Source organism: Alloscardovia macacae (assembly GCF_002259705.1).
GTDB lineage: Bacteria > Actinomycetota > Actinomycetes > Actinomycetales > Bifidobacteriaceae > Alloscardovia > Alloscardovia macacae.
On the sequence record NZ_MWWT01000009.1, the window covers coordinates 33,504 to 46,639 of the forward strand.

The window sequence follows — 13,136 nt, forward strand, 5'->3', positions numbered from 1 at the left end:
GAAAAGGGACCCGTACATGGGTCCCTTTTTTCTTTGTATCTTCTACACACTACGCGGCGAGCACTGCAGTACGGTCCGCTTCGTCCACCCGAGCATTCGCCTTTTCGAAGTCGCGAGTACCCGTAAAGACTTCCTGCGTGTAAGGATTTACACCCAGCTTCTTCGCACGGTACGCGATGTAGGCGATAGCCAGAATATTCGCTACGAGAGCCGCAATGGATACCCAGAGGTTTGCTGTAGAACTCATAGTGGAGTTCACCGCGAATGGACTATCCACTCCGAGTTCTGGCATCGTCGTCTGGAACTGTGGGAAGACCTGAGCAAACATGCACCAAATGGCCAGCGTATTCGCTCGATTCTGTATCCAGCCACCCTTATTCCACAGAGCATTCGCCACTGTAGGGGCCAGCAGCAGAGCGAAACCGCAGTACCACGAATGATTCGGCAGATTATTATACGTATAGCAGAAGTTCCACAGGTCATAAGAAACGATGAAGACCCAGGTCATATCCGCCCAAATCATATCCTCCTGCTTCTTTGAGGAGTACACTGCCCACCAGCCCGTCATGCACAGAATATTAATGAGACCAGCTACACCATTAAAGACATTATGCCAGCCCGTCACTACGGTGATGTGTTCCGACGTGGTCCACACTGGAGAACCATTCAGCATGGTGTAGTCACCCGTAAAGAAGTGAACCGCAGACTCAAAATCAGATGCCACTGCGATGAGAATATTTATGGCCACGATAACGAATGGGAAGGCGCGGAACCAGCGAGCTTTACCTATCTTTCCCCATCGGTACTTGATAGCCATAAAGCCCACACATCCTGCGAGTGCTGCATAGACCTTCGCATAATGGAACCATCCGTTTGCGAAGACCACTGTAGGATTTTTTACTCCCCAGTCCACTCCCATAAGTGCAGCAGTCACCACCGTTACACAGTACACTGTCATCACTGCTGGCACGGCTACGAACATAATGAGTCCGCCGGCCTTCGAGCGACGCGAGAACTCATTCAGCGCGATAAGCGCCACAAACACCATCACCCAGCCAAGCCACTGCATCGCAGCATGGTCACCATATACCTGGAATAACATGTCCATTCCTCCTTGAACTTTCTCGGGCTAGCCTCACATGCGTTCCATACCCATGCAAAGCTTTGTCTTAGCATTTATTATTCCATTGCATAATTCCCCAGAAACCAGTAAGTGACATAAACGCATTTTTGTCACTCTCAGCGGCGTGGCTGCGGGCAACTTAGGTGAATAACTCAATGCGAATCCACCGTATTCTTTGTGAATAACTCCCTCTAGCGACACGCATATTCACATCTGCTAACACTTTCTCTCCAGCTTGCTTCTCTGCCCTCTGCTCCTTCACACTAGAAATATGCACACACCACAAACCAGACCTGTCACACCACCACTGCCTTTGAGCAAGGCACACGACGAAGCCACGTGCCGTCGTAATAAACGACTCGTTATTAAAGGAGAACTATCAGAACCCATTCACGGATATTTTATTGATTCTCCATTATGGGAGACGCTCCCTCTAGAACAGAGGCGACTTGTCACTATCTATGCTCTTGCGTCCGAACATCCATACTGGCCAGTGGCATCATTTTCTGCAGCCTTACTTCTAGGAGCACCCCTCACAGACTATCTCCTCACGAATTTCTGCACACGCGTATATTTTGCTACCGACCAGAACACACATATGCATCCACGAAAGACGCTCCCCGTCGATTTTGTCATCCTTAAGGACAGCCGCAACTATGCGATTATGGATGAGGCTTTCGCCGCGTGGCATCCTCATAGCGATTCTGTATTCACAAGTGGAAAAGCTGCAGCACGACTTTACAGTTCAATTACAGAAAACCTAGGAATACTCAATGGAATTATCACGACATCACCACTAGAAACAATTTATACTATTCTGTGTTCCGGCGCTCCCTATGGTCAGTGCTTGAGTGTGTGCGATGAATTAGCGCGACTCTATGGTATTACTGCCGAGGATATCACCCATTTTATGGAGACCAAAGCATACTCCTGGTACCACCAGCTAATCCTCTTTAAGTCATCACACATCGATGCCCACAGTGAAAACGGCGGAGAATCACTAGCTCGCGCCCGCATGATTTTGGAAGGATTCGAAGACCCCACTCTTCAGATAGTCATCCCGAACCCACTTTACGACCCTAATCTCCCAAGGAGCGAAGCGCACAGACGTCACAATACGAAGACACTGCGTCCTGATTTCTTATGGCTTCTCGACGAAGAAGGTAAGGTAGTTCATGAACCCGTAGCTGTCCCCTTACCGGAGGGATACCGCTGTGTCATTGCCGAGATGGACGGATTCGACAAATACCATAATACAGCCATGCTCTCTAGCTCGAACGCCCGAGACAGCAAAGACGCGTGGTATCAAGAAAAAGACCGTGACGTTGCTCTGCAGATTTTAGGGTTTACCATTATTCATTTCAGCTACGATGATGTTACTGAGAACAATGGTAAACGCCTGTGCGATCTCCTCAACCTCGCTCGCATCCCCCACATCAGCACCGTAGAAAAGAAGCGCAGGATCCATCTCGCTAAAAAATATGGAGACTTCTCCATCCTCTGTTCAGAATTACGCCAAAAGTATCTTCAGAGTAGAAACAAGCACGCAACCTAGCCAATTCAGTGCACTTTTGGGCTAAACTCGACACTTGCGTTGCAGACCTCCTGCACTTTAGGGCTAATTCCGACACTCGCCTCCTACTCAGCCAGGCATAGAAATACTTATACCCTCTCCATACAGGGCTAACTGCTCGCCACACCACTGAGAAATGGATACCATTCGTCGGGATTAGCCCAAAACTGCAGAAACGCCATGTGAATAGCGTCGATAAAAGCCCACAAGTGAGTAGTCTTCACATATTCCACACATACACATACTTTTCCTCTTGCCCTTCACCCGCTCACACTTCTACCCCTTCTCTGCAAGCCTCCACCCCGCACACCCCGCGACACGCCGCCGCACGTCAAACGTTTGACGTCAAACGTTTGACGCACTATATTTACTCCTGTAAGAACAGCACCGGCTCGCCGAAAAGGCCGTGCAGCGAGACGCCCAGCGAAAGCTTCTTCCGCGTAGAAGAAGCCCCACCCGCCAGGCATCGCACACCCGAGTCAGCGCCGTCCTCACACCCCCAAAAAACCAAAACCGCAAAAACACAAAACGCAAACACATAACCGAGAATCGAGAAAACGCGATGCTGCACTTAAACTCTAAGGTCTGGAAGAACCCTTCCTACCTGCAAAGCTCCTTCGGTATCTTCATGTTCTTCTGCTCCTGGGGCATCTGGTGGTCCTTCTTCCAGCGCTGGTTGAACACGATCGGCCTGAACGGCGCAGAAGTGGGTCAGATTTACTCCATTAACTCCCTGGCCACGCTCATTATCATGTTCGCTTACGGTGCTATCCAGGATCAGCTCGGCATTAAGCGTCACCTGGCCATCGCCATCGCAGCCATCGCCGCTCTCGTGGGCCCATTCGTTCAGTTCGTATACTTCCCTATGATTAACGCAGGCGGCACCACCCGCTTCCTCGGCGCACTCATCGGCTCTGTGGTCCTCTCGGCGGGATACATGGCTGGCTGCTCTCTGTTCGAAGCCTTAACCGAACGTTACTCGCGTAAGTTCCACTTCGAGTACGGCCAGTCTCGCGCATGGGGTTCCTTCGGTTACGCCATCGTCGCCCTCGTCGCCGGCCACATCTTTAATGTGAACCCTCTTATCAATTTCTGGCTCGGCTCCGTCTTCGGCGTCATTATGCTGGGCATCTACGCTTTCTGGGTGCCTGCCGAGCAGAAGGAAGAATTGAAAAAACAGGCAGAACCGGACGCGGAACGCACGAATCCTAGCCTGCGCGAGATGGTCAGCGTTCTGGGCATGCCTACGCTCTGGCTGCTCATCGTGTTCATGCTCCTGACGAATACCTTCTACACGGTCTTCGACCAGCAGATGTTCCCTACGTATTACACGAGCCTGTTCCCTACTGAGGAGATCGGTAACAGCACGTACTCCACGCTGAACGGTATTCAGGTGTTCATCGAGTCGGCCATGATGGGCGTCGTGCCTATCATCATGCGTAAGATAGGCGTGCGTAACTCGCTGCTGCTCGGCGCGTTCATCATGTTCGCTCGCATCGGCCTGTGCGGCGTCTTCCATGATCCTGTGATGGTTTCGGTCGTTAAGCTCTTCCACTCCATCGAGGTGCCGCTGTTCATTCTGCCAGTCTTCCGCTACTTCACCCTGCATTTCGACACGAAGCTGTCCGCCACGCTCTACATGGTGGGCTTCCAGATCGCCTCGCAGGTGGGTCAGGTGCTCTTCTCCACGCCGCTGGGCGCGCTGCATGATCAGCTCGGCGACCGCACCACCTTCTTCACCATTTCCGGCATCGTGTTCGTGGCGCTCGTTTACGGCTTCTTCATCATTAAGAAGGACGACCAGGAAGTGGGCGGCGACCCGTTCTACACGGATAAGCAGCTGAAGGCTATGGCCGCGTAAGCTTTTCTTTCCGGCCAATTTTCCCGCTGCCGGGGTTAGCCCCGAGCTCGCCCCGGCAGCGTATACTTTTACTACACGCATCATCAAACAGTGAGGTTTCTTATGTCGAGTTTCATTCCTTCTGAACCAGTTATTCACTCCATCCGCGACCATGCTACTGAGCTGCAGCGCGCTGAGGAGGGTGTAGCCGCTCTGGCAGCCCAGCGAAATAACCGCTGGTATCCGAAGTTCCACATCGCCTCGAATGGCGGCTGGATTAATGACCCAAACGGCCTGTGCTTCTACGAAGGACGCTGGCATGTCTTCTACCAGCTGCACCCGTATGGCACGCAGTGGGGTCCTATGCACTGGGGGCACGTCTCCTCTACGGATATGATTCACTGGCAGCGCGAGAAGATAGCGTTCGCTCCAAGCCTGGAAGAAGAAAAAGATGGCGTCTTCTCCGGTTCTGCTGTCGTGGGAGATGATGGTAAGCTGCGCGTGTACTACACGGGTCACCGCTGGGCGAACGGCGTGGATAACACGGGCGGAGACTGGCAGGTCCAGATGCTCGCCACTCCAGATGATGACCAGCTGACGAGCTTTACGAAGCAGGGCATGATTATCGACTGCCCGACCGACGAGGTGGACCACCACTTCCGCGACCCGAAGGTGTGGAAGACGGACGGAAAGTGGTATATGACGTTCGGCGTCTCCTCGAAGGAGAAGCGCGGCCAGATGTGGCTGTTCAGCTCGGATGACATGGTGCACTGGACATATGAGCGTGTGCTCTTCGAACACCCAGACCCAGATGTCTTCATGCTCGAATGCCCAGACTTCTTCCCTCTGACGGATGCTGAGGGGAACGAGAAATGGGTCATCGGCTTCTCTGCCATGGGCGCGAAAGCACACGGTTTTATGAACCGGAACGTGAATAACGCAGGATACATGATAGGCACCTGGAAGCCAGGCGAAGCTTTCCACCCTGAGACGGAGTTCCGTCTGTGGGACTGGGGTCATAACTACTATGCTCCACAGTCCTTTAATGATGGGTCTCGCCAGATAGTCTACGGCTGGATGAGCCCATTCGCTCAGCCTATTCCTATGGAGGAGGACGGCTGGTGCGGTAACCTCACTCTGCCACGCGAGATTACTCTCGGCGCAGACGGAGACGTCCATACGTATCCAGTGCGCGAGGTCGAAGGTCTGCGCGCGGACTCTCGCGTGTATGGCACCATGAAGCTCGGTGCGAACGAAACCACCACCCTCGCAGATGATGCTGAAGCTGTGGAGCTCGAGCTCGAGCTGGACCTGACAGCCGAGGCGACGAGCGCGGAGCGCACGGGCGTACGCGTTCATGCCACCCCAGATGGTTCGTACACGTCCATCGCCTATGATGCGCAGCTGCAGCGCGTCGTCATCGACCGCCAGAATGCGGCCACGGGTGACCGCGGTTATCGTGCAGCTCCGGTGAGCGACGCAGAGCTCGCCACCGGGAAGCTTTCTCTGCGCATCTTCGTGGACCGCGGCTGCGTAGAAGTCTACGTGAACGGCGGAAAGCAGGCCATGAGCTCCTACAGCTATGCTGGCGAAGGCCCACGCGCTATCCAGCTCGTCAGTGAGTCTGGAAGCACCACATGGTCAGATGTACGCCTGCACCATCTGAACTCCATCGGCCTGGAGTAAAAACGAGACTCGCCTCACGATAAAAAAGACCACCCGAAATGCGCCCTCTGCACTAAATACTGAGCACGAGGGCGCATGACGTTTCTCGCCTGCCCACTGCCCACACGCCTATGGACCTAGTGCTACCCTAGTGAGCATGGCTAAAAAGAACTCGAAACACGCGAAAGATAAAGAGAAAGAATCTGCCGCCACTCCCGCCCTCGTCGAGCTCGACGAGCATCACATCTCCACCACGCTGTACACCTATGAGCATGATGGGGACCACATGAGTGAGGGCTTCGGACTCGAAGGCGCAGCTCAGCTCGCCGGGCAGAACGCTGACGGCCACAGCCTCGTCCCCGAGCAAATGTTTAAGACTCTGCTTATCGACGTCGGAGAGCGTGTGGGGCACGACCTCGCCACTGTCATCGTGCCTGTCACCTGCCATGTGAATCTGAAAGCAGCTGCCGCAGCTCTCGGAGTTAAGAAGGCGCAGATGGCAGACCCAGCCGTCGCCCAGCGTCAGACAGGATATGTAGTGGGCGGCATCTCTCCTTTCGGCCATAAGCAGAAGCATCCCACCGTGCTCGACGAGTCAGCGCTCGAATTTGAGGAAATTCTCGTCTCCGGCGGTAAGCGCGGTCTGAGCGTGGGAGTCAACCCACTGGACATCATCGATGTACTGGATGCTAGAATAGCCTCTGTGGGTGCTGCAGGAAGCCACCCACGCTAAAAAGAACTCACAGAAAAAGAAGGTACAGATGACTCACATTCTTCCACGCTGGGCAGGAAATGAGTACACTATCCACGCCGGATCCTACACAGCAGTAGTGACGGAACAGGGAGCAGCTCTCGAACGCTTCGAGTGGAATGGCACACCAGTGACCGTGCCATTTAACCCGAATGAGCCAGTGCACGCCTGTAACGGTCAGATTCTGCTCCCGTATCCGAACCGCATCGAGGACGGCACGTATGAATTTGAGGGGCAGACATACCAGTTCCCTATCGATGAGCACGAACGCCATAACTCCATTCATGGGCTCGGATACCGTAGCGCATGGAAGCTTGAGTCGCTCACAGATCGCAGCGTGTCGCTCAGCTGGCGCACGCCTCGCCTGGCTGCGTATCCCTTCGACCTCTTCGTCACGGCCACCTATACTCTCACCGAAGAGCGCGGCCTGCAGCTGACTGTGTCCGCGTATAATAACGGCGAGTCGAACGCGCCGTGGGCTCTGGCCACGCATCCGTGGCTGTTCAGCGGTTTCGACGGCGGCGCTGAGCCGGCTGAGGCGACTACCGCACAGCTCGATGCTGCGAATGCGGCATGCCGTCTGCGCGTGCCTGCTGACACGCATGTTCAGGTCAGCTCTCGCCTTCTGCCTACGGGCCTGGAATCTGTGGAGGGAACACGCTTCGACCTGCGTGGTGGAGACGAGATAGGCGACCAGTCCTTCGACGATGCGTGGACGGACCTCGTGCACGGTGGAGATGGACGTGCCGAAGCCGTCTTCACTCGTCCGGATGGCGTGGAAGTGACCATCACCGGCGACGAGAGCATCACCTCCTTCCAGGTGTGTAATGGCTATGGCTGGGACGCAGCTCATAAGCCTGCCGGTGTCGCTGTGGAGCCACAAACTGCCTATGCGAATGCATTCCGTAGCGGTAAAGACCTCATCGTCATCGAGCCGGGACAGAGCACTTTCACAAATATCTGGTATAGCGCGCGTCGCGTGGACTAGTGTCCTAGTCGAGCGGGTGTGAGATACTCTATAAGGTAATTTTCAAGTTTAAAGGAGTTTACCATGGGTAAGCGTGGACGCATGCGTCGTGAACGTCGTAAGAAGGCTGCAAATCACGGCAAGAGGCCAAATGCATAAGCCTCAGGCGAATACTTAAAAGGGGATTTCCCGCTCGTACATCTGTACGTCCGAGAAATCCCCTTTTACTATGTACGGTGCGTTACTCGCAGCCGCAGTCCTCGCCATCCACACCATCGATGCATCGACGCAGACGCTCATACAGGGACGATGGAGCACACTCAGGGCGTAGGCACTGCTTGATAGCCGCTATCATCTCCTGCTCACGCTTGTCGCAGCAGCTCGCTGGGTCGAAGCAGTCTGCAGACAGGGCCAGCTCAGCCGTCTTCTGCTCGTAGATAGCCTGCTGGGCGACGACACCCTTTCCTCGTGCATTGCCTCGACATGCTCTGCTCGACCACGCAGTACCATAATTCAGCTCGACGCGCGCGTAGCGGTTTATGAGAACCATCTCTCCACAGCCATAGCTGCGTACCACTGTCACGACTGCGTTTCCCGCGTTTTTCTTTACATACGTGCTCACGTGTCTTCCCCCGTTCGAGCGCCCGGTATACATTGTCATCTTCTGTAGAGTTAACCGCGTCAGACCGCCCATTATTTCTCCCCCGCCTTTTTCTTCTCACTGAGCGTAAATCCACGCTCTGCTCCATACTCCATGAGTTCAGCCTTCAGCTGCGTGCGAGCGCGGTTCAGTCTGCTCATGACCGTGCCTATCTTCACTCCCTGTTCTTCAGCGACCTGAGCGTAGGATTTCCCGTCAATTGCCGTCGCGATGAACACCTCACGGCGTTCTGGCGACAGACGGTTCAGCGCCGCTACTATCTCCTCCGGCGCGAAACTGTCCATATACGTCTGCTCAGCTGACTTCAGCTCGTCGGCAGAATGCTCGGACGCGGCATATAAGTCCCAGTCGTCGTACTCTCCACTCGTATCTGCTCTCTGTGGACGTCTCTTCGCTTTCTGATACTGGTTAAAGAACAGGTTTCGCTCTATGGTGGTCATCCACGCGGCGAAGTTCGTCCCCGGCGTAAAGGATGCGAAGTTCTTATATCCGCGCTCGTAGGTGTCCTGGACGAGGTCCTGCGCGTCGTCTGGATTATTCGTCAGTTTCATGGCGAAACGATACAGCTGATCCACGATGGGCATGGCGAGGGCTTCGAAGTGCGCACGGTCAGTAACTCGCGGTGCATTCGTCGTGCTCGGAGCATCCGTCTCTTCATATTCTTCCATAGGTCTTATTCTTGCACGATAATGGTACGCATGACACTTTTACTCGACACTCTCGGCGCGTTACCCACGCAAAATCAGGACATGCCGCTGCGGGAAAGTTATCTTCTCGGATTCGACACGGAGACGACAGGCACGCGTGCAGGCGCGGATGCTATCGTCTCTGCTTCACTTGTCCTGCGCGCTCCTGCTTCGGCGAGCACCTCGACAGTTTCAGGCGAGGACGTGCTCGCTGGCTGGATTATCCAGCCAGACGTACCTATGAGCCCTGGAGCGTCCGCGGTGAACGGTTTTACGAATGAGTACCTCGCTGAGCATGGTGCTCCGCAGACCGAAGCACTACCCCACATAGCGCAGATTATTCGCCTCGCTCAGGAAAAGAACATCCCTCTCGTAGCTTATAACGCGCCATTTGACGTCCATATGCTTCAGGGTGACCTCGCGAAACTTCATGCAAAGCCGCTAGATATCCATCTCGTCGTGGATCCGCTGGTCATAGACCGCGCAGTGAGCCGCCGCCGCGGGAAGCGCACACTCACCGATACGACACGCTACTATGGCGTCCAGCCACGCGGAGACTTCCACACGGCTCAGGCAGATACTGTGGCCACGCTCGACCTCATCGAGCCGCTTACGCGTTTGTATCCATCCTGTAATGTTCCCCTCGAATCTCTTATGGAATACCAGCGTGCAGGCTACACTGCATGGAAGAAGAGTTATAACGAGTATCGCGTGGCATCCGGCCGCAGCCCTATTCGAGGAAGTTGGTTATAAATGTCTTTTCAGCCTCATCTCACCCTTCAGCGCGCACTCGACGTACTGTCTGCGCATGACTTGCTGAGCGCATCCCCTGCTGCCCCGGCAGAAGAAGCAGAAGTAGCAGATGTTACGTTCACTCACCTCACCTATGCCAGTGGCGAGGTAAGCGGCCCAGATACGCTCCTCATCTGTAAGGGCGCGTTTAAGGATGCGTATATGCGTGATGCCGCTTCGCGTGGTCTCGCCTACTACGTGGCAGACCGCACGTTCAGCTCGGACTATGCGCACGATGCTCGCGTTATCCTCGTGAAGGATACGCGTAAGACTCTGGCCGTGCTCGCTCAGGAGTTTTACGGTCATCCGGATAAGGAACTGACCACCATCGGTATTACGGGTACGAAGGGGAAGAGCACGACGGCGTATTATACCCACGCCATCGTGAATGATTACTTTACCCATAAGGCCGCGCTCATCTCCTCGGTGGATAACTGCACGGATGGTGTCACGTATGTAGAGTCGGATCTGACGACCCCAGAATCTCTGGACCTGTACCGTATGCTGCGTGAGGCTGTGAATAATGGTCTGACACATGCGGTTATCGAGGTTTCCTCGCAGGCATATAAGGTAGACCGCGTCTATAATCTTCACTTCAGCATCGGCGCGTTCCTGAATATCTTCCCCGATCACATCAGCCCTATCGAGCATCCCACGTTCGACGATTACTTCGCGTGCAAGCGTCAGATTATCGCGCATAGTGATGTCATGGTTTTCGGCGCGGATATACTGCACCGCGACGTCCTGGACGAGGATGTGCGTACGGCCGGCATCGACGCGTATTTCGTGGGCGCGGCCGGCATCGCGCACACGGACATCGCTCTGGATATGCCTGGTCAGTTCAATTATGCGAATGCTGCCGTGGCGGTTAAACTCGCCGAACTGGCTGGAGTTCCTGCGGATAGCTCGAGCATTCTCGCCGTGAATCACGTGCGCATCTCGGGACGCATGGAGGTCTTCCGCGGTACGCACGAGAACGACTCCCAGGTCCTCGCTATAGTGGACTACGCTCATAATGGCATCAGCACGACCACACTTCTCGACTATGTGGACAGCGAGTATGGCGCCCAGCATCCGCACATTACGCTCGTCACCGGCTCTGCGGGAAATAAAGCATATAACCGCCGACCAGAGATAGTGCATGCGGCAGAAAACCGTATTCATCGCTTTATCTTCACCACAGAAGATACGAATACGGAGTCTGAAGAGCACATCTGCCGCGACATGGATAATGCCATTACGAATCCTGATGTGCAGCATGACATTATCATCGACCGTACTGAGGCTGTGGAGACAGCTCTGAAGGATGCAGCCGCACTAAACAGCTTCGCCATCGTGCTCGTCATCGGTAAGGGGAACGAGCGCTGGATAAAGCACCTGAACCACCATGTCGCCTATGAAGGGGATGACGCTATAGTCAAGCGCATCCTGCTCTAAGTGTGACATCAGAAGAAAAGGCCCCTCGATGAGGGGCCTTTTGTCATAGAATTTTACTCAGCATCCTCAGCGCTAAAGTCCGTATCCACGCCAGCTGCGCGGTCTTCCTTCGTGTTCTTCAGCTCTGCATTATGTCGTTCTTTCAGCAGAATACGGGCATCTCCCGCAGTAACGAAGCTACCGAAGATAACCACACCATGACCGAAGCCTATGCCCATCTCGTCTGCAGCATCCACTTCATCCACTGCCGTCTGAATGGCATCTGGCATGGTATCTGCACGCAGCACGCGGTCTTCACCAAAGACGCTCAGCGCTATCTTCTCCAGCTCCTCGACTGGCATAACGCGAGACTTCCACGAGTTTTCGGTCACGACCACCTTCGAAAGAATAGGCTCCATAATACCGAGGACGGTCTCTACTTCCTTATCCTTCATCATGGAGACCACGCCCACGAGGTCCGTAAAGTCGAAGTTTTCTTCGAGAGCAGTGCGCAGGGCTGTCACAGCATTCTCATTATGTCCGCCATCGATGATGGTGGTAGGAGAACGACGAATAACCTCGATACGTCCTGGCACTTTCACACTGCCGAGAGCCTCAGCCACTACATCCGTATCCAGCTGACCTGCCACAGGGATGACCGTCTCCGCTGCACACAGTGCTGCCAGAGCATTATGCGCCTGGTGCTCGCCAAACATGGACACAGGAATCTGCTCGTAGACACCATTCGGCGTACGCAGCGTGACCACCTGGCCACCCACAGCGGCAGCGCGCGAGACTACTTCCGCCTCCACGCCATCGCGTACGACGCCACCCGCAGCACCCACTTCGCGGGCTGCTTCTTCGAGGATAGCTGGCACCTGCTCGTGCGGCTGGCGCCCTATGATGACGGTGGATCGAGACTTGATAATGCCGGACTTCTCCCCTGCTATCTCTTCCACGGTATCCCCGAGCCACTGCATGTGATCCATATCTACTGGACCGATGACAGCAGCATCTCCATCGAGCACATTCGTGGCATCCCAGCGTCCGCCCATACCCACTTCTACGATGGCCACATCCACGGGAGCATCTGCGAAAGCCCAGATGGCCATGGTGGTGAGCACTTCGAAGAAACTCATCTTCGGCCCGCCCTCAGCAGCGCTGTCCTTATCCACCAGATCGATGAAATCCTTCACCTGCAGCCAGGTATCGATGAATTGGGCATCAGATAAACGCTGACCGTCCACCGCGATACGCTCGGTCACAGACTCGACGTGCGGCGAGGTATATAAGCCGGTACGCAGGCCGTACGCGCGGCAGATGGCCTCCGCCATCCGCGCGGTCGAGCCCTTCCCGTTCGTCCCCGTCACGTGGATCACGCGGAACGACTGCTCCGGATGCCCGAGGTAGTCCAGGACCTTCTGCATACGGTCCAAACTCGGGTCGAAATCATGCTCAGGAGCGCGGGACATAATCTCGCGGTACACATCCGCTAATGTAAGATTTTCAGTATCTAGAACCTCATACGACATACCTTCATCTTAGAAAGCGTCGCGGACGGACTTCGGACGGACTTCGGACGGACTTCGGACGGACGAACGCGCAGACGAACGCGCAGGCAGACTGCGGACAGCCAGTGCGCGGACAGCGGACGAAAGTCAC

General features: G+C 54.9%; 12 protein-coding genes. 8 read left to right on the forward strand and 4 right to left on the reverse strand.

All coding sequences use genetic code 11. The annotated features are described in order from the left end of the window. Positions 1–49: 49 nt before the first annotated feature. Positions 50–1,102 (reverse strand): DUF5692 family protein, encoded by a 1,053-nt coding sequence (locus ALMA_RS06960; RefSeq protein ID WP_094727252.1) that lies wholly within the window; start codon positions 1,100–1,102, stop codon positions 50–52. A gap of 619 nt (positions 1,103–1,721) precedes the next feature. Between ALMA_RS06960 and ALMA_RS06965 the strand changes: the two genes are divergently transcribed. The 6 genes from ALMA_RS06965 to ALMA_RS08390 all read left to right on the forward strand — a co-directional run bounded on the left by ALMA_RS06965 (position 1,722) and on the right by ALMA_RS08390 (position 8,078). Further along, positions 1,722–2,678, forward strand: coding sequence for a PDDEXK family nuclease (locus ALMA_RS06965; RefSeq protein ID WP_094726986.1), 957 nt, complete (start codon positions 1,722–1,724; stop codon positions 2,676–2,678). A gap of 580 nt (positions 2,679–3,258) precedes the next feature. Next, entirely contained in the window at positions 3,259–4,557 is a 1,299-nt protein-coding gene (locus ALMA_RS06975) for an MFS transporter (RefSeq protein ID WP_094726990.1), read from the forward strand. Between the two features lie 102 nt (positions 4,558–4,659). Further along, positions 4,660–6,222 (forward strand): glycoside hydrolase family 32 protein, encoded by a 1,563-nt coding sequence (locus ALMA_RS06980; protein ID WP_094726992.1) that lies wholly within the window; start codon positions 4,660–4,662, stop codon positions 6,220–6,222. A gap of 136 nt (positions 6,223–6,358) precedes the next feature. Then, the gene (locus tag ALMA_RS06985; RefSeq protein WP_094726994.1) at positions 6,359–6,934 is read left to right on the forward strand and encodes an aminoacyl-tRNA deacylase; all 576 of its coding nucleotides are present in this window, start codon (positions 6,359–6,361) and stop codon (positions 6,932–6,934) included. Positions 6,935–6,962: 28 nt separating this feature from the next. Then, on the forward strand, positions 6,963–7,940 hold the full coding sequence (locus ALMA_RS06990) for an aldose 1-epimerase family protein (RefSeq protein WP_094727254.1): 978 nt from the start codon (positions 6,963–6,965) through the stop codon (positions 7,938–7,940). A gap of 63 nt (positions 7,941–8,003) precedes the next feature. Further along, positions 8,004–8,078 (forward strand): 50S ribosomal protein bL37, encoded by a 75-nt coding sequence (locus tag ALMA_RS08390; RefSeq protein WP_372656330.1) that lies wholly within the window; start codon positions 8,004–8,006, stop codon positions 8,076–8,078. Positions 8,079–8,160: 82 nt separating this feature from the next. Here the strand turns inward: ALMA_RS08390 and ALMA_RS06995 are convergent, their stop codons facing one another. Then, positions 8,161–8,541: a hypothetical protein gene (locus ALMA_RS06995; protein WP_148140284.1), complete on the reverse strand. Its 381-nt coding sequence runs from the start codon at positions 8,539–8,541 to the stop codon at positions 8,161–8,163. Positions 8,542–8,612: 71 nt separating this feature from the next. Continuing rightward, a complete protein-coding gene (locus tag ALMA_RS07000) occupies positions 8,613–9,248 on the reverse strand; it encodes a sigma-70 family RNA polymerase sigma factor (protein WP_094726998.1) in 636 nt (211 codons plus the stop codon). 30 nt (positions 9,249–9,278) lie between these two features. Here ALMA_RS07000 and ALMA_RS07005 point away from each other — a divergent pair, with 30 nt between their 5' ends. Next, complete coding sequence (locus ALMA_RS07005; RefSeq protein ID WP_094727000.1) at positions 9,279–10,019, forward strand: exonuclease domain-containing protein; 741 nt, start codon at positions 9,279–9,281, stop codon at positions 10,017–10,019. Beyond that, the gene (locus ALMA_RS07010) at positions 10,020–11,495 is read left to right on the forward strand and encodes a UDP-N-acetylmuramoyl-L-alanyl-D-glutamate--2,6-diaminopimelate ligase (RefSeq protein ID WP_094727002.1); all 1,476 of its coding nucleotides are present in this window, start codon (positions 10,020–10,022) and stop codon (positions 11,493–11,495) included. It begins immediately after the preceding gene. A gap of 53 nt (positions 11,496–11,548) precedes the next feature. On the opposite strand, the gene ALMA_RS07015 is transcribed toward ALMA_RS07010, so the two are convergent. Beyond that, entirely contained in the window at positions 11,549–13,006 is a 1,458-nt protein-coding gene (locus tag ALMA_RS07015) for a bifunctional folylpolyglutamate synthase/dihydrofolate synthase (protein WP_094727004.1), read from the reverse strand. Positions 13,007–13,136: the final 130 nt, after the last annotated feature.